Annotated in this window: 16 protein-coding genes; 1 reads left to right on the plus strand and 15 read right to left on the minus strand. The window is 44.5% G+C overall.

All coding sequences use genetic code 11. From position 1 onward, the window contains the following. Positions 1–3: 3 nt before the first annotated feature. From V6W81_RS17370 to metH, 13 genes are all read right to left on the minus strand, one after another. Positions 4–834 carry a ParA family protein gene (locus V6W81_RS17370; protein WP_145047197.1) on the minus strand — a complete coding sequence of 277 codons (831 nt, stop codon included), beginning with the start codon at positions 832–834 and terminating at the stop codon, positions 4–6. Beyond that, on the minus strand, positions 831–1,544 hold the full coding sequence (locus tag V6W81_RS17375; RefSeq protein ID WP_338539895.1) for a hypothetical protein: 714 nt from the start codon (positions 1,542–1,544) through the stop codon (positions 831–833). Before V6W81_RS17375 ends, V6W81_RS17370 begins: the two co-directional genes overlap by 4 nt. A 101-nt stretch (positions 1,545–1,645) precedes the next feature. Next, positions 1,646–2,674 (minus strand): SAF domain-containing protein, encoded by a 1,029-nt coding sequence (locus tag V6W81_RS17380; RefSeq protein ID WP_338539896.1) that lies wholly within the window; start codon positions 2,672–2,674, stop codon positions 1,646–1,648. A gap of 66 nt (positions 2,675–2,740) precedes the next feature. Continuing rightward, complete coding sequence (locus tag V6W81_RS17385; RefSeq protein WP_338539897.1) at positions 2,741–4,219, minus strand: serine/threonine protein kinase; 1,479 nt, start codon at positions 4,217–4,219, stop codon at positions 2,741–2,743. Positions 4,220–4,406: 187 nt separating this feature from the next. Further along, positions 4,407–5,456 carry an SAM-dependent methyltransferase gene (locus V6W81_RS17390; protein ID WP_145047205.1) on the minus strand — a complete coding sequence of 350 codons (1,050 nt, stop codon included), beginning with the start codon at positions 5,454–5,456 and terminating at the stop codon, positions 4,407–4,409. 6 nt (positions 5,457–5,462) lie between these two features. Further along, a complete protein-coding gene (locus V6W81_RS17395; RefSeq protein WP_397349970.1) occupies positions 5,463–6,242 on the minus strand; it encodes an ABC transporter ATP-binding protein in 780 nt (259 codons plus the stop codon). Continuing rightward, positions 6,239–6,556 carry a thioredoxin family protein gene (locus V6W81_RS17400; protein ID WP_145047207.1) on the minus strand — a complete coding sequence of 106 codons (318 nt, stop codon included), beginning with the start codon at positions 6,554–6,556 and terminating at the stop codon, positions 6,239–6,241. The genes V6W81_RS17395 and V6W81_RS17400 overlap by 4 nt, the downstream gene beginning before the upstream one ends. Next, a complete protein-coding gene (locus V6W81_RS17405) occupies positions 6,553–6,894 on the minus strand; it encodes a cyclic-phosphate processing receiver domain-containing protein (protein ID WP_338539898.1) in 342 nt (113 codons plus the stop codon). The genes V6W81_RS17400 and V6W81_RS17405 overlap by 4 nt, the downstream gene beginning before the upstream one ends. Positions 6,895–6,915: 21 nt before the next feature. Further along, positions 6,916–7,764, minus strand: coding sequence for a deoxyribonuclease IV (locus V6W81_RS17410; protein ID WP_145047211.1), 849 nt, complete (start codon positions 7,762–7,764; stop codon positions 6,916–6,918). After that, positions 7,754–8,575: an Fpg/Nei family DNA glycosylase gene (locus V6W81_RS17415; protein WP_145047213.1), complete on the minus strand. Its 822-nt coding sequence runs from the start codon at positions 8,573–8,575 to the stop codon at positions 7,754–7,756. The genes V6W81_RS17410 and V6W81_RS17415 overlap by 11 nt, the downstream gene beginning before the upstream one ends. Positions 8,576–8,583: 8 nt before the next feature. Next, positions 8,584–9,393: a TIGR01457 family HAD-type hydrolase gene (locus tag V6W81_RS17420; protein WP_145047215.1), complete on the minus strand. Its 810-nt coding sequence runs from the start codon at positions 9,391–9,393 to the stop codon at positions 8,584–8,586. Between the two features lie 352 nt (positions 9,394–9,745). After that, complete coding sequence (rnz, locus tag V6W81_RS17425) at positions 9,746–10,684, minus strand: ribonuclease Z (protein ID WP_145047217.1); 939 nt, start codon at positions 10,682–10,684, stop codon at positions 9,746–9,748. Between the two features lie 77 nt (positions 10,685–10,761). Then, the gene (gene metH, locus V6W81_RS17430; protein WP_397350058.1) at positions 10,762–14,142 is read right to left on the minus strand and encodes a methionine synthase; all 3,381 of its coding nucleotides are present in this window, start codon (positions 14,140–14,142) and stop codon (positions 10,762–10,764) included. Positions 14,143–14,379: 237 nt separating this feature from the next. Here metH and V6W81_RS17435 point away from each other — a divergent pair, with 237 nt between their 5' ends. Continuing rightward, positions 14,380–14,931, plus strand: coding sequence for an acireductone dioxygenase (locus V6W81_RS17435; protein WP_056689982.1), 552 nt, complete (start codon positions 14,380–14,382; stop codon positions 14,929–14,931). 90 nt (positions 14,932–15,021) lie between these two features. Here V6W81_RS17435 and V6W81_RS17440 read toward each other — a convergent pair whose 3' ends face one another. Beyond that, positions 15,022–15,696 carry a GntR family transcriptional regulator gene (locus V6W81_RS17440; protein WP_338539899.1) on the minus strand — a complete coding sequence of 225 codons (675 nt, stop codon included), beginning with the start codon at positions 15,694–15,696 and terminating at the stop codon, positions 15,022–15,024. A gap of 116 nt (positions 15,697–15,812) precedes the next feature. After that, positions 15,813–17,444, minus strand: coding sequence for an extracellular solute-binding protein (locus V6W81_RS17445; RefSeq protein ID WP_338539900.1), 1,632 nt, complete (start codon positions 17,442–17,444; stop codon positions 15,813–15,815). Positions 17,445–17,486: the final 42 nt, after the last annotated feature.

Raw genomic sequence — 17,486 nt, forward strand, 5'->3', positions numbered from 1 at the left:
GGGTCAGGCACCCCTTTCTAGCCTCTTCAGAGCCGTGCGCATCCCTGCGCCGTCCATTATGAGGCGAGCAAGTTCAGCCATACTTGCTGTGAAGCTTCCTTTTCGAACATTCTTACTGTCACTTAGACCTTCCAAATGTAAATATGCTGCCGCATCACGCCGATTGACCGCATCCAAAAACCCGGTTGTATAAGGAAGAATAGAAATTGAACCCTTGTATCGAAAACGTCTGCGGATGTTGCTTATTGATGCTTTAGCGTTTGGATCATATTTGTTCAACACCAGATGTATCTTCTGATCACTCAAGTGCTTCGGCAAAATATGTTCAAAAAACACTTCTAGCTCTCTCATATTCTGAGATAGGTTCACCACGATATAGTCGGATTGCTCCAGCAATAAGGATTCATTCACGGCTGAGCTACCCGCATCTAGGAGTACCAAATCATAATACTCGTTTGCAACCTGGAGTAAAGTCTTTAACGTTTCCTTGTGTTCCTTAGGAGATCTTTCGATCTGATTAATTCTGCCAGTCAACAGATCCAAACGCTCTTTAAGCAAAGGCTTCGTATAATCACGTAGATTATGCTTACTTAGACTTCCGCTGATGTACAATCGTTCAATTGCATCCCATCCCCCTTCCTCAAACCTAAACAGGGAATCGGCATCCTCAATCTCAGTTGGTGGAAGTGCAGCCTCAATACTGCTCCCCGTCGAACCTGTGTTAACCAACAATATTCTGGTTCTATAGTGGAGCGCCATAGCGTACGCACTTACTAATGCATTTGAAGTCGTGCCAGTCCCCGCAAAAGGGCTCCAAAATGAAATAATACTCATGCCCTCATCCTCTCCGCTTCCTTCATGGTCCGACGGCTATGGACACTTTCCCAACCCGTCAGCTGCTCTACCAGTCGGCATAATGATTTCTTATAGTTTCTAGACAAGGGAGCAAGTAACACGCGGCGATGATGTTCGTTCTCCAATTTCACTGCTGCCGTCAATTCGTCCCACGGAAGAAGCAGCGCATCCCCTGTCCACACAAATGGACTTCCGTCCAGATACGCCCATAAGTAACGTTCTTCAAGCTTACAGTCAACCGCATTGATTAAAATACGTTGAAATGAAAGCTCTACCGGCAAAGACTGCTCTTCTAGAAGCTGCTTCAACCACAACTTGCCCCGTTCCAGATTGTAACGTTCGTAATTGCTTACCCATACACGAATATCAGCAGCTAACCACAGATCTCTGGATGCAAAATGAGAGGTTTCAATATCATAAATAGTATAATCATACGATTCGACCTTCTCTCCATTCGCTTCAAGATGAGTCTCCACCACATTAGATGTCACAAAATGACTGGCGATATCGAACCCTTCAAACTCGGTAATTCGTAATGAATGCTGTACTTCGCCTGTCCAGTATCCATACTTTTGCTGCAATGTTCCGTCCACAAGCAGGACACGTTTACCTGAAGCAGCCAAAATTTTAGATAAATATAATAACAAGTCGTTTTTCTCACATAATCCAGCAAAAATCCATGTTTGCAAATGAACTCACGACCCCTTTCATCACTCTATAATTCGTTGTTAAGAGAAACTAATATTTGATATGGCTTTTGATTTCTACTTTTGATTTCAGATTCCACTACTTATTCTCCGCCTGTCAGAAGGCTCTTCTGCTCATCGTACTCTGTTACACCAGAAGTATAATTATTGTTTGTGGACGAGTTCGACGAATTGTCATTCCCTACACTACCTGATCCATCATTCCAGATGACATCATTAGCCGTACTGTTGGTTCCCGGTCTACTGTTATAAGAGACTGATGACTGAGCAACATCCTGCTCCACGCCTTGTGAAGGTGCTGTCATCGAAGCTGCTAGAGAGCTCTCTAGCGAATTCCTAACCTGTCTTGATAACTCCTGTTCGGCTCGACGAACAATATTCGGATCACTTTCTAATAACTTCAACACCTCACTATTGGCGGGATATGTTGGGATCGCTGCTGTCTGGAATTGAGGTTCAACATACGTCAGGGCGTATATTGAGGCTTTATGTAAATAGGCATCCACGATCGCACTGGACAAGGTCAATATCTCCTCTTCCGTCATCGTGATCCATAACGTTGCTGCATTCAGACGCTCTACTTTCTTCTTGGATAATAAGATATAGTCCTGGCCTGTCGGAAACTGAATCCGAATATCAATATTATCTCCTTTAGCAAGTGATGAAGGTAACAGAACAACTTGCAGTTCACGGTTTCTTAGATCGGGAGGTGCTGGCGTATCTTCATACACCATTTCCGTCGTAATGGCTGTTCCTTTCTTAAGCTCTATTTTGGCAATCTGACCATCCATCTGCTTCGTGCTAGACCATAGATTACGTGGAGCCTGTGCATCGGGAACGGCAACGAGCTTAATATCCTCAGACATAATCTTCTCGCCTGCCTCGACATCTCGGATTGTCACCCATCCCTGTGCTCCTGAATTCCATTGCTGTAATAATTCGGCTTCCTTTTGTTCATACGCGGATAAATAGTGGGACTCCATCTGAGTCCTCGTTTCACTCATCGTCTTTATGTTGTAGATCACGTATCCACCGAACAACAAACCTACCACACCGGCTCCAGTAAGACTGGCATAGATGAGTTGACGACTTTGCTTTCTTAATTTAGACAAAAAAGGGCTCTCCTCTCAAAATCTCCTCAAAATATCTAACTTCATATATCCTTCATATATCTATTCTCAGACCCCTGTTCTTCTTCGTGCAAAAAATGAACGCTTCTTCGGCAACTGCCCAATCATATGGGTGAACATGTGAGCAAATATTTTATCCATATGTGGTTCTCGGTCAAATGGATCAATGTTCAACGGCAAACTATACACACTGGACGTATCTAGTGATTTTCGAATACGCTGGACAGCATCCGACGATGCTAGTGGCAGACAGTATATCCATTTGTCTCTTGGAAAACGATGATTCGAACGAACAAACGCATGAATCTCCGCTTGTCTCCACTCGGCTCCTGAACCAATCACAACGGGTAGATCAGCTCTAAGAAATTCCTCAAGTCGATTCTGATCCTGTCCACTTCCGAGATCCATAATGATGAATTGATAACTTCCACCCAGTAACGACAAAATATCACCTCGTCCGGATTGTTTCCAATAGTGCACACCATCAACCTCAAACTGTCTTCCCGATGATAACGGCTTACCTGATTGTATAATCTGTTGAATCCGTGAAAATGATTGAGAGCGTGGAGACATCTCGATTACAGCAACTTTGAAATTTTGCCTTTCTAAGTAGTGACTAATCGCGATAGCTGTATGGGTAACTCCAACACCGGATGAAGCTCCGGTCAGAGCGATTACCCTTGTTCCTCCACTCATCGTCAGCGTTGTTTCTCCCCCCGAAGTTGCTATTCCGGGTCTACGAAGTAACTCTTTACGCACTTCCTCCGCAGATTGAAATCGCTCATCCGGGCTCAGCCTAAGCAACCGCCTCACGACAGGGATATACGTACGAGGAACATCGCTACGAATCGCGCCTTCAACGCCTTGAATCCACTCCGTATATGCACCAGAAGTCATTAAATATAGCATCAATGCTCCTAAGCCATACAAGTCTGAGCGCGCATCCGTCTGTCCAGAACCATATTGTTCAGGGGCAGCAAAACCAGCCGTCCCCAGCTTGACGGTGTCCTCAACGTGGTTAGACTTATAGCTCCGTGCAATGCCAAAGTCAATCAGCTTCACTTCATCATCCGAGATGATCATAATGTTTGACGGCTTCAGATCCCGATAAATCACAGCCGGATTCAGCCCGTGAAGATAACTCAACACATCCAGAAGCTGCAATATGAATTCAGTCAATTGTTCCATCGGGATCTTGCCTTTGCACTTCTTAAAGTACTCACTAAGTGTCTCGCCATCAATGTATTCCATGACCAAATAAGTATATCCCTCTTCATCCGGAACGAAAAAATCAACAATCTGTGGAAGCCGAGGATGTCTCAGTGACGTTAACAACGCCGCTTCAGCCTCCATACTTCCTTCATAAGAGACGGTTGTTATGCTCTCTTTGATCGCCCAGAACTTACCTGGCAACTTCAAGTCTTCAGCCTTATATACATGACTCATCCCGCCTATACCCAAAACAGATACGATTCGGTATCTTCCGCCCAGCAGGCTGCCATGCTCCAGTCTGGCCGGATGTCTCATATGCCACACTCCTCTCTGACACAACAAAAAAGGGAAAGCTTCACCGAAGCTATGAACCAAAATCATTGGTTCATTCACTCCGGGATGCTTTCCCTTCAATTCGTTATGGTTAATATTGGTATCATTATAGTACATGCAATAATAGATTGTAAAGCAATAAATTTCAATTCACTCTATAACGTTCGCGTTAATACTTAATCATGTAAAGTGTAATCTCTTCCCGATTGTGGAACAACTGTTTAGAGCGTTGAATCTGCATACGTGAGCGCTCAAACGTATCAATAACTTCCTTAATCAGAGCAAGTGGCTTCTTATGCAGCAACTTCACTGTAACAACAGCGGTTCCGCCTGATTGTAGACTATATAGAAGGTCGGATACAAGGCGGCTCATCAACTTAGGACTCCAACTCATATCACATACAAGCAGGTCAAATTCTCCGTCATGAAAACGAACATCCCCTGCATTCTTCTTCAAAAATGTCAATCGAGGTGACTGCAGCAGGGTTGCATCCATTTTGGCAGGGTCAACAGCTGTTACTTCTAACCCACGTTCCAGCAAGAAAGACGTCCAACCACCGGGTGCAGCTCCAATATCTAACGCTTTGCGGAACGATGTAAAGTCGATTCCAAACGTCTGCTCTGCTTCAAGTAGCTTGAACTTCGCACGAGAAATCTGTCCCTCTTCCTTCTGGAAGCGGATCGCTCCGCCACTCCAATCAGAGAGGTTCTGTTCAGGCTTCGAAATCCCAGCATATAACGTATCATTTGAGACAAATACCGAAATAACAAAATCAGCATCGCGGATAACCCATTCACAATTGAGTTCGTGCAACTTATCCGTTAACATTTGCTTCAACGAAGCAGCATTTTCCTCCCAGAAAGCTGACTCTGTTTTGCGAACCTGCAATACAACACGCTCTCCCGTCAATTCAGATCGATTCAGAACAAAAGCAACAAACTTATCCAACGCTTCCTCTGTATTCTCTGTACTTTCTTGGAATTGAACAGGTTGAATATGCCGCAAAAACGTAGGAGACTCATCTAAGAGCTTCTTCGATACTTCTTCTTCAGCGACAGGTAGACCCGCAAGCAAAATTTCACCTGGTACGACGACTGTGCTCTTAACTGCACCAAAAGCACGGCGCAGCTCCTCCTGAGCATATGGAGCAAATCCATGATTGGCAGTGCATATAAATCGGGAAAAGTTTCCTTCTCCCCAAGACGACTGTGTACTCAAATTGTGTTACCCTCCAGAACGTACGCGTATCCAAGGACGTCCATCATCCCACTGGATCTCGACCGGAATATCGTACGTAAGCTTAATTGTTTCTTCAGTTAATACATCGTGTTTAGGTCCTGCTGCAGCAACACGACCATCACGAATCAACGCCACATGTGTAAACAAGGGTACGATTTCTTCGACATGATGGGTTACATACACGACCGTTATATTACGCTTGCGTAGACGATCAATCTCAGCCAGCATTTTTTCTCGTTCGTAGAGATCCAAGCCTGCACAAGGCTCGTCCATAATTAGTAATTTGGGATCTGCCATTAAGGATCGCGCTAGCATGACTTTTTTCCGTTCTCCCTGTGAGAGTGTTCCAAGTGCATGATTGGCTAGTTTGGCAAATCCCATCTCATCAAGAAGTTTCAACGCTTTCTCTTTAACTTCGTCTGGAATGGTCTGATAAAAGCGTAAGAATGCATACGCACCTGTAGCCACGACTTCCCATACTGGATCTCGCGGCGTGAGCTTTTCAATCAAGGTTTGACTGATATAACCTATTTCCTTACGCACTTCTCTAACATCACATTGTCCGTATAAATTACCAAGCACTTCTATTCGTCCATGGCTAGGGAACATATATCCATTCATCATTTCAAGTAGTGTTGTCTTTCCAGAGCCGTTTCGCCCTAGAATGACCCAATGCTCACCTTCATGGATGTCTAGATCTACGTTATCAAGAATCTGAAGATCTTCACGTTTAAGTGAGACCTGCTCCATCTTAATTATACTCATTTTAGCACCGCCTTCCGAATCTCATTCAGCAAATGCTCTACTGAACTCATTCGATAGACCATCTTGGGCACATCCTGCTCTCCATCGAATATCATTACCGCAGGAACACTCGAAATCTGAAATTGTTGTACAAGTTCAGGAATGTCATGAATGTTCATTTCAAACAGAATATTAGCCGGTAGCAGATGCTCAGCAATCTCCAGCATACGACGCGCAGCAGCGCAGGTACCGCATAGAGGCGTATATATGAATACAGCCTGCGGCACACCTTCCCATACACTGCGCATTAACATTTTGGATGTAATTGGCTTCATACGACATTGTCCTCAGCAGCCACTCGAAGCATAACTTCTCCTGTCATTGGACCATTATGAATAGTTACAGCGTCCGGCTTATTGCTATACAACATTTCATACATCTGTCGTTTGCCATACATGCTCGATGTATGCAAATAGATCTCACGTGGATACAGCCCTTCTCTCACAATAGAAGCCGCCACTTCACCGCCGTTCGGCGAATCTGGCCCCAGCTCATAATCGAGAGATAGTATATCCACATCGCCCTCACGAAGAAGCATCAGACACTCTTCAGCATTTGTAGCTAATACAAACCCTTTCGGACAGGCTCTGTAATCATCCAAAAATACATGCATACAATCGCTCCTCTCCCCTGATTATAACCAGGAACGCATGAGCGAAAGATCATCACGGTGCGTTCCATCTTCGCCTGATTCCGTCTCGAGCACGACTACGGTTTGTTGAAATTCAGACGAGCTGAGCAGCTCCTGCATCCCTTGTCGACCTATATATCCTTGCCCTATTCTGGCATGTCTATCTTTACAAGATGCAGACGCATACTTCGAATCATTAAAATGTACTGCCGCAAGCCATTCCCAGTATCCGAGCTGTCTGCCTTTCTCCAGCATCGCACCTTCGTTTCCTCGATCCCACATGCCTGAAGCAAAAGCATGGCAGGTGTCAAAGCAAAAAGCAATATGTTCAGGAAACTGGCTAAGCTTACGAATTTGCACTAATTCCTCCATCGTGGTTCCCATGGGGCCATGATCGCCCGCTTGATTCTCAAGCAGTATTTTAGCCTGTCCCGTCCAACTTTGCAGAACTGTATCCAGGCATTGAATGAGATTTTGATAACCCTCAAGTGGGTTATTACTCTTCATGTGACCAAAATGAACGACCGTTCCAACTGATCCGCAAGCCTCGGCAATTTCCAAATCATTGCGGATCGATGAAACTATAGCATGAAACGCCGCCTCTCCACGGGTCATGCCTATTGCTGGATTCGTAGGATAAGGTGAATGCCCTATGGATGCTATCCCATGCTGCTCACACCATTCCCTGCACTGTTTCGCATCACTCTGGTCGAAATCCTTCAGTACAAGACTTCGAGGGTTTTTCGGAAAATATTGAAAAGCTGTCGCTCCAATTCCATGCGCCCTCTTGGCTGCTTGAAGAAAACCTCCCCGCGTGCTCACATGTGCACCGATTCCTTGTTTAGGCCTCATTCTGGCAATTCGGACAGAAAAATGCCTTCTTGCCCGTAATCTCTACTCGCTCAATTGTTCCCCCACAGCGCGGACAAGCTTCCCCTTCACGATCATATACCCGGCACTGTTCGTCATAACTACCTGTCTTCGTATCTCCGTTCATTAAGGGCATTTCCATATAACCACCCTCCGAAGCAGCTTCTCTTAGCACGGATTGCATCGCGCGATACAAACGCTCCATTAGTTCAGGCGAAGAAGCAATATTTTGCGTTTTGGAGCTTGGTCTGAGCCCAGCTGCAAATGCAATTTCATCAGAGTAACAATTACCGATGCCTGCGATAATATGCTGATTAACGAGGGTAGTTTTGAGTGTACCCCTTCTTCCTTTCAGCAAATTCGCAAAACGCTCTACGTTCATACGACGATCCAGTGGCTCTGGGCCAAGATCCGACATCGCTTCTTCTGTTTCTTTCGAAGTAAGCAGGTGCAGATAACCCAAACGAAGGCCGATAAAGAACAATGTATATTCTCCGAATTGAATCTCGACTTGTGTGGAGCGATCTGGACGCTCTGCTTCCGTGCCCCAGTAAATCATTCCGCCTAACATGAGATGAAGAACAAGCCGTTTCCCATTAGCTAAATGGAAAATAAGATGCTTCGCTCTACGCTCGACAAAAATAACTCGATTTCCTACAAGCTCTTGTGAGAAAGCCTGAACTTCTTTATTAATGGATTTATCCCGATTAACAATCACACCTGTGATCGGTAAATCCAATATTTTTTCAGATAGTAATACTCTGTAATTTTCCATTTCCGGCAGTTCTGGCATGATAACATCTACCCCTTCTTGGATGCTTGGCCTGTCGTCTGCGACAGCCACTCAATCAGTTTATGCAAATCTTCAAACACATGATCAGGACGCGCCTTCGCCGCTTGAATATGTCCATCCATATTATCACGTGTTGTAACACCAGTGAGTACCAGCAACGTTTCACACCCCGCTGCCACCCCTGCTGCAATATCGGTTCGCATGTTGTCTCCAATTACAGCAACATCTTCCGCTCTTAGATTGAGGCGGTGAATAGCAGATCTCATAATAATGCTGGATGGTTTTCCGATCACCGTTGGCTGAACTCCGGTTGCTGCTTCAATGGCAGCTCCAATTGTTCCCGCGCCTGGCGTTAATCCATCGTCAGAAGGAAGTTGAAGATCTGGGTTGGTCATAATAAATTGAGCCCCAGCGTTAATCCACCGTAAGGCTTTAGTTAATTTAGCATAGGTAAACTCACGATCAATTCCCTGAATGACGTATTGTGGATCAATTTCAGTAAGCTCAAGTCCTGCCCCATCAATAGCTTTCAACAATCCGTCTTCGCCAATACAGGCTACCTTAGCACCTGGAGATTCTTGAGCAACATACTCAGCTGCAGCTACTGCAGATGTACACACCTGAGAAGCTTTGGCAGGAATACCCATACCATTCAGATGCTCCGCTACTCCTTCGGGTGTACGTGAAGAGTTATTCGTCACATATAAATAAGGAATCCCCTGCTCGTCTAATGTTCGAATGAGCTTGTCAGCTCCTTCGATACGGTGCTTACCATGATAGAGTGTGCCGTCTAGGTCAATTAAATAGGCCTTAACCACACATAACACGCCCTTTCTTTAATTCCATTAACATTTCATGTCCTTAACTATAGAACCTAAAATCCAACGTGAAGCTATGTATGAAGTCTTAAACAGAGTGTTTTCCCACTAAGTCACAACACGTCGAACTGAATCGAACACGGACATATGACATTGCGCGCCTTCTGTACAAGCTTGTCAATTCCTGCGCTTTCCCGGAAAATAATTTGATTTATTTCCCTGCTTATACTGCACATCCTACACGCTTTCTCGACAGATTGCAAAAGGGACCTTGGGAGTAACTTTCCCGCAGTCCCGGCTCTTCATGAATTCCTCATTCACGCTTGATCAGATGGATCAATCTGCTACAGGATTATATTCCTTCCTTCCAAGATGCCAGGGGAATCAATTGATGCTCAATGGCAAGTAACGTATTCGGAAATAATTCCTGTGCCTCTTCCAAAAGTGGCCGTAGTTGCTCTTCATCTTTATAGCGAGAGCTAAAATGAGTCAAGATCAACTGCCCTACGTTTGATGCTCTTGCCGCTTCAGCTGCTTCTTGGGCTGTGCTGTGATAGTACTCGTGTGCAGTATCGGCCAAATCATGCATAAATGTAGCTTCATGAACAAGCACATCCGCATCTTGGGCAAGTGTACGCACATGATCACACGGACGTGTATCTCCCAGAATCGTAATGATTTTCCCACGTTTAGGTGCGCCAAGAACATCCTCAGGACGGACTAAGGTACCATCTTCCAACTTAATCGTTTCACCACGTTTAAGCCTTCCGAAGAGCGGACCTGGTTTCAATCCGTATTCCGCAAGCTTCGCAGAATCCAAGCTGCCAGGACGGTCTTTTTCTGTAATACGGTACCCGTAGCTATCAATTCGGTGCTCCAATAACTCGGATTCAACAATGAAGCTGTCATCTTCAAAAATTTTACCACCCGTATGCTCCACAATCGTAAGCTCATAGTTGATACGAGATTGGCTTAATTCCATAGCGGTCGATACCATACGCTCTGTTCCCGGTGGTCCGTATAACGTCAAAGGTGTTGTCCCACCCTGATATGCTCTGCTTGACAGTAAACCCGGAAGACCAAATACATGATCTCCATGCAGATGGGTAATAAAAATTTTCTCCAATTTGCTCAGTTTAAGCGGAGAGCTTAAGATCTGGTGTTGTGTTCCTTCCCCGCAGTCAAACAACCATAACGCTCTTCGTTCGTCTAACATTCGAAGTCCTATGGAAGTTACATTCCGCTGCAGCGTAGGTACACCAGCGTTAGTTCCCAGGAAATATAGTTCCACTCTGGATCGCACCTCTTTCTGCTGCCAGCAAAAAGCCTCCGACAATGCGGAGGGCTTTGCCCGACCATTTTATTATACTATGCCTTTTCTACATTAAAATACTTCGCTTGTGGATGACTGAAAACCATGGCTGATACGGATGCTTCTGGTTCCATCATGAATCCTTCTGTCAGCTCCACACCAATATCCTCAGGCTGCATTAGCTTAAACAGTGGCCCTTGATCTTCCAAGTCTGGGCACGCCGGATATCCGAACGAAACCCGAATGCCTTGATAGCGAGCACCGTGACGTTGTTTCATGGTCATGGTCGCCGGATCTGGGAAGCCCCAAATATCTCGCATCATATGGTGAACCCGCTCAGCTAAACCTTCAGCGACTTCGAGCGCTACAGATTGCAGAGCATGTGAACGGAGATATTCTCCTTCTTCCTTCCACTTCGTTGACAATTCACGCACGCCGTGTCCAGCAGTCACTACCAAGAAACCTACGTAATCCATTTGCCCAGAATCAACGGGCTTCAAGAAGTCTGCGAGACATAAGTAAGGTTCTACTTTTTGACGCGGGAACGTAAATGTATGCAAGATGTTACTTGTATCCTCAGGATCATAGATGATGACGCTGTTTCCACTGGATTGAGCAGGGAAGAATCGATACATCGCATGCGCCTGAATAATGCCGTCACGAACAGCTTCTTGCATAATTTCATCGACGACAGATTTCAGATCTGTTGCCTTCTGATCACCTGACGCAAGTAGCTGCTCTACCGAACCACGAAGGCCTAGATGGTGACCTAACAGCATCTGCATATTCACATAAGGCAGAATATGAGATAACGGATAGTTACGAAGCGTATGTCTTTCCAGGTCTGGAGGTACTAACACTGGATGATCAACCGAGATATCAGAACGCTCTACTCGGGTAAGCTCTGGCAGTTGCTGAGTATTCTCTGAATTCGCAGCATCAGCTTCTTTTTCAGCATCCATCTCCAGCTGCATTACTTCACGCGTCTGAGGATTCATCAGCTTGTTCGCCAGATCCAGACCATCCATCGCGTCCTTCGCATATACAACCATTCCATTATACTCTGGACGGATACGGTTCTTCGTGAATTTACGAGTTAACGCAGCTCCACCCACCATGATTGGTACATCGATGCCTGCTGTACGTAAATCCTGAGCCGTGACGATCATCTGCTGTGCTGACTTAACTAGTAGACCAGACAATCCAATTGCATCGACTTTTTCCTCACGATACGCCTCGATTATACGTTCAGGTGGTACTTTTATACCCAAATTAATGATCCGGTAACCGTTGTTGGATAGAATGATCTCTACCAGGTTTTTACCGATATCGTGAACATCACCTTTAACGGTTGCCAAAATAATTTTACCTTTGACTGATGTCTCATTCTTCTCCATGAACTGCTCTAGATAAGCTACAGAAGCTTTCATCACCTCGGCACTTTGGAGTACTTCAGCGACAATAAGCTCATTGTTGTTAAACAGTCGTCCTACTTCCTCCATACCACGCATAAGTGGACCATTGATAACTTCAAGTGCTGAATATTTGCCTAGAGCCTGTTCCAAGTCAGGAATCAGCCCTTCCTTACTTCCTTCAACAACGTAAGAGGCTAGTCGTTCCTCAAGGGAGAGATTAGATATTTTCTCTTTTTTCTCTACCTTCTTATTACGGAACGCTGCAACAAAAGCTGCCAACGTGTCATCATTCGTATTATATAGAAGCTCTTCGGAAAGTTTACGCTCATGCTCTGGAATCGACGCATACCGTTCGAGCTTCTCTGTATTTACAATCGCGTAATCAAGACCCGCCTTCGTACATTCATACAGGAATACGGAGTTCAATACTTCACGGCCAGCCTCCGGAAGTCCAAAGGAGATGTTACTAATCCCCAGAATCGTGTGAACCTCAGGCATGGCTTGCTTAATTACGCGAATCCCTTCAATTGTTTCCTTAGCCGACCCAATGTACTGCTCATCCCCCGTACCAACAGGGAACACCAGTGTATCGAAAATCAAGTCTTCTGGATTAAGACCATATTTGTTCACCAAAAGATCGTAGGAACGCTTGGCTACGTCAAGTTTATCTTCTCTGCTAATCGCTTGGCCGCGCTCATCTATGGTGCCGACAACAACTGCTCCGCCATACTTGTGAATGAGGGGGGTAACCAGTTCGAATTTTTCTTCGCCATCCTCAAGGTTAATGGAGTTAATTATCGCTTTACCCTGAGAGTACTGAAGCGCAAGATCAATGACTTGAGCATCCGTTGTATCAATCATCAGTGGAACTTTAACCTTCTTCACGACCAGCTCAAGGAATTTCTCCATATCTTCCGCTTCTTCGCGATCCGGATCTTGAACGCAGACATCGACAATGTGAGCGCCACTTTTCACTTGAGCACGGGCAATCTCGGAAGCTTCTTCATATTTCCCTTCAACGATCAGTCGCTTGAATTTCCGTGATCCAAGCACGTTTGTTCGTTCACCCACCATGTAAGGACGATTGTCTTGTTCAACATAGACAGGATCAATGCCTGAAAGTGCAGGCGGATGAGTTCCGTTCATTTGTCTTGGAGGATATTGGTCAAGCGTGTCACGCATTGCTCGAATATGGGCAGGGGTTGTCCCGCAACACCCACCAGCAATGTTCAACCAACCTTGTTCGGCAAAAGCACCGATTTTTTGCGCAAGCGATTCAGGTGATTCATGATAGTTACCATTCTCATCTGGAAGGCCAGCATTAGGATAACAACTCACAGCCACAGATGCCATACCAGATAGTGAACGAATGTGGTCACGCATGAATTCCGGCCCTGTTGCACAGTTTAGTCCAACCGAAATTGGGTTAAGGTGTTCTAAGGATATATAAAAGGCTTCAATGTTCTGACCAGCAAGAGTGGTTCCCATAGGCTCAATCGTTCCCGAGATCATAAGAGGCAGTTTCACACCGCTCTGGTCAAAAGCCAATTGAATCCCAATGCTGCCTGCTTTTACATTTAAGGTATCCTGGGAAGTTTCAAGCAGTAGCGCATCAACGCCTCCCTCAATTAAAGCGAGAGCTTGCTCGAAATAGCTATCGATAAGTTCCTGGAACGTAGTGCCGCCAGTAACAGATAGTGTTTTGGTTGTTGGTCCCATTGCTCCCACAACATACCGTGGAGACTCAGGCGTTGAGAATTTGTCCACTGCAGCTTTAGCAATTCTTGCCGCTTCCAAATTAATCTCGCGGGCACGATCCTGAATATCGTATTCAGCCAATACGACAGAGGTAGCTCCAAACGTATTGGTCTCGATCAAATCGGCTCCCGCCTCCAGATATTCTTCATGAATACGCTGGATAATGTCAGGTCTTGTAAGTACGAGCATCTCGTTACACCCGTCCAGATCTTCACCGCCAAAATCTGCGCCGGTAAGATCAACCTGTTGAATCATGGTCCCCATTGCACCGTCGAGGATTAATATTCGTTGTTTTATTGCATCGTGTAGACTAAGCTTATCCAATATCTTCACCCCCGCAAAACGTTAAATCTTAGTTTAACAGAAACTAACTTATTGTGAAAGATCGGTTTTAACCGTGCTCAAGCGGTTTTTAGGCACACTGTGACAAAATGTGAATCGACAAAATTCGTTGCAGCCGATATAATATCAATTAAACCAAGTGGAAAAGAGGGAAAGAACATGGCTGAAATTGTAATCCGAAATACGAACGAACGTATCACTGGAGACGAGAATGTTCGAAATTTCTTAGACAAATATGAAGTACTCTACGAAAAATGGGACGCGTCTAAATTAGACTCCGAGCTGCAAAACAACTTTGCACTTACGGATGATCAAAAAAGCGCCGTTCTCGAAACCTTCGACCATGAGATTAAAGACTTAGCTGCACGTCGCGGGTATCAGATTTGGGATGTAATCACTTTATCTGAACAAACCCCTGACATTGAGGAGAAACTCGCTAAGTTTGAAGAAATTCATACCCATGCGGAGGATGAGATCCGTGCAATCGTAGCGGGTAAAGGTATTTTTGTTATTAAAGCCACTGATGATGTAGGTTATTTTAATGTTGAGTTGTCTCCTGGAGACGTTATTTCTGTACCAGAAAGCACACCGCACTTCTTCACATTAATGGAGAACAAACAAATTATCGCTGTTCGACTCTTTATCGAGAAAAATGGCTGGATTGCTGATCCATATCCAGATCCTACATTCATTAAACAAGCTCAAAATTAATCACATACAGGATTGTGTGTGCTCAACAAACCCCCTGTTCCGCGGAACAGGGGGTTTTGTGTATGAAGTCATTATACACCAATTGTATTTTTATATGAAATAATGTGGATATTTACTTTTAATCGTTTCCTGCTCCACCACAACAAGACGAAGATGCTGCTCCATTACTTCAACTGCTTGATCTGTCTTGCGTTCCGTAATAAGTTGATAAATTTCCTTGTGTTGAGAAATGATATTGCTGGCGTTGGAAACCTCAGAGAGCCGCAATATCCGTAATCGATTAAAGGGAATATTAAGCTGTTGAAGCATTTTCCAAGTTCTCATTTTTCCTGTAGCTAGAAATAGAATCTGATGAAATTCCTCGTCCAATTCAAACAATCTGTAAAAATTGTTTTTATCCGCGCTCACTTCTTGCATCGCGATATTGGTTTCCATTTTGAACTTGTATTCATCATCAAACGAGGAACAAGCGAGCGTAACGATTTCTTTCTCAATCTTCTCTCTCATGAAGCGTCCTTCTTCAACATGCTCCAGATTAATCTTGGAAACAATGGTTCCGCTCTGAGGAATGATATCCAGCAGCTCCTCTTCGGCAAGCTTCATAAATGCTTCACGTACTGGGGTTCTACTAACCTGCAATTCATCAGCAATTTCTTTCTCCGAAATCTTGGTTCCAGGTTCAAGCTCTAGATGAAATATGCGTTCCTTGATGAGGTTGTATGAATAAGCTCGGGTCGAGCCTCTAATCTTCTGGTGAAGTGACATCGCTTAACCTCTTTCTATCAGCCGTATCCACCCATACTACCACAAATTGCCGTCCCACTAAAACTAGGTCAGTGAAACGGCAATAGGTACTAGGGTACATTACAGATTAGATACCATTACTGATTATTTTCTTTGTATTTCTTGTACGTATCATTTGAGATTTCAATATATTGTGACAAGCCTTGTTTTTCTAACTCTTCTACAAAAGCATCAAACTCCGAAATATCACGATCTCCTAAGATGAATTTAAGTGTATTCTGATCCGTGTAGTCCTTCAAGGGAGTGCTTAACAATGTAACCTGTTCACGATCAATGTCGGAGTATGGGATAGGCGGTTCAGCCGGAATGACTTCCTTGGTATCCTTCATAGCCTGTTGGAACTTTAACTCTTCCTCGCTAAACATCGAGTGAAGCAGATCTGTCGTTCCGCCATAGGCAAATACACCACCTGAAAAGCCATAATCAATACGTAAATCCTTCGTTCCTTTTGGATTCAATCCGTTGTAATTCACGTCATCCGCTAATTTGCGCACACCATCTTGTTTGGTATACGTCTCTCCTTCAACACCCCATTTGGCAAATTCCTGACCTTCGTCACTGTAATATAACCAGTCAATAAATTGCAGCGTTGCTTGGAAGTAATCGTTATCTTTAATTTTGCCTGAAATCATGACCCCGTTCTCAAGTCTAGAGCCAGACATCAGTTGACCTTTCGGTCCACCAGGTACAGTGATTTTGGCAATGGAGAAGTTCCCTTCACCTAATGTTTTGTTCATATCATTCCGGTGTAGTACAAGGGTTTGCGAGTTACCGTTAATCATAAAGGATTTACCAGAGACAAATTTTTGAGTAGCCTGATCATCATCTTGTGTAAAGCTTTCTTTGTCCAGAAGTCCCTCAGACACCAACTTGTTAAAGTACGTCAGCATCTCCTTGTACTCTGGTGTCGTTGCAGTATATACGAACTCATCCTGATCTTTCTTGTAAGTCAAACCGTTACCAAAACCCCACCCACCTTTTGTTCCAAAACCAGTGGCAGCAATGTTCAACGTGCTGTTGAATTCAAAGCGATCGGAGAACGGAATGGAATCCGGATAAATTTCTTTAAGCTTTTTAGCTGCATCATATAACTCTTCCCATGTCGTAGGGATCGCAATATTATTTTTCTCAAACAGATCCGTTCTGACAATCAGTGTGTAATCTGGCCAGACTTCTTCATGAAGACCTGGGAGCACATAATATTTTCCATCCTCTTGTCGCAGTCCTTCTAGCTCATCTTCCAGTCCCCACTTCTCCACCTTATCCTTGAAGTTAGGCATCATATCAACATAATCACTTACTGGCAGAATCGCACCTGAAGATACAAAGGCTGACTCTTCACCAGGGTATGTTTTTGGAATTACCAAAGGCGCGTCACCAGAACTGATCAAAAGGGATCTTTTCTGAGGATAATCACTCATGGGAACAATCGTTGGATCCAATGTTACGCCCGTTAGCTCCGTTATTTTCTTGATTAATAGCCAATCCTTATTGTAAGGATACGATGGATGATCACTATACAGAATTGGAAGTTTGAATGGTTCCGTGGCTTTAAACGTATCGCCGACATTATACGATTCCATTGCCCCTAACGTCTCAGCTTCTACTTTCCCTTCACTGCCACCTCCGCTACTACAGGCTGCCAGTACAACACTCATCATTGTTGCCAAAACCATCTTGCCTACAAGTTTACGTGGTCTGCGTTTCATTTCGTTACCCCCTGCATGTGGTTTAAGTTTGGCCTTAAAATT

It is taken from the genome of Paenibacillus tundrae (genome assembly GCF_036884255.1).
GTDB lineage: Bacteria > Bacillota > Bacilli > Paenibacillales > Paenibacillaceae > Paenibacillus.

Excerpts from the sequence above, each read along its gene's own strand:
- V6W81_RS17370 (WP_145047197.1), bottom strand. The coding sequence starts at position 834 with ATGAGTATTATTTCATTTTGGAGCCCTTTTGCGGGGACTGGCACGACT.
- V6W81_RS17385 (WP_338539897.1), bottom strand. The coding sequence starts at position 4,219 with ATGAGACATCCGGCCAGACTGGAGCATGGCAGCCTGCTGGGCGGAAGA.
- V6W81_RS17395 (WP_397349970.1), bottom strand. The coding sequence starts at position 6,242 with ATGAGTATAATTAAGATGGAGCAGGTCTCACTTAAACGTGAAGATCTT.
- V6W81_RS17400 (WP_145047207.1), bottom strand. The coding sequence starts at position 6,556 with ATGAAGCCAATTACATCCAAAATGTTAATGCGCAGTGTATGGGAAGGT.
- V6W81_RS17405 (WP_338539898.1), bottom strand. The coding sequence starts at position 6,894 with ATGCATGTATTTTTGGATGATTACAGAGCCTGTCCGAAAGGGTTTGTA.
- V6W81_RS17410 (WP_145047211.1), bottom strand. The coding sequence starts at position 7,764 with ATGAGGCCTAAACAAGGAATCGGTGCACATGTGAGCACGCGGGGAGGT.
- V6W81_RS17415 (WP_145047213.1), bottom strand. The coding sequence starts at position 8,575 with ATGCCAGAACTGCCGGAAATGGAAAATTACAGAGTATTACTATCTGAA.
- metH (WP_397350058.1), bottom strand. The coding sequence starts at position 14,142 with ATGGGGACCATGATTCAACAGGTTGATCTTACCGGCGCAGATTTTGGC.
- V6W81_RS17435 (WP_056689982.1), top strand. The coding sequence starts at position 14,380 with ATGGCTGAAATTGTAATCCGAAATACGAACGAACGTATCACTGGAGAC.
- V6W81_RS17440 (WP_338539899.1), bottom strand. The coding sequence starts at position 15,696 with ATGTCACTTCACCAGAAGATTAGAGGCTCGACCCGAGCTTATTCATAC.
- V6W81_RS17445 (WP_338539900.1), bottom strand. The coding sequence starts at position 17,444 with ATGAAACGCAGACCACGTAAACTTGTAGGCAAGATGGTTTTGGCAACA.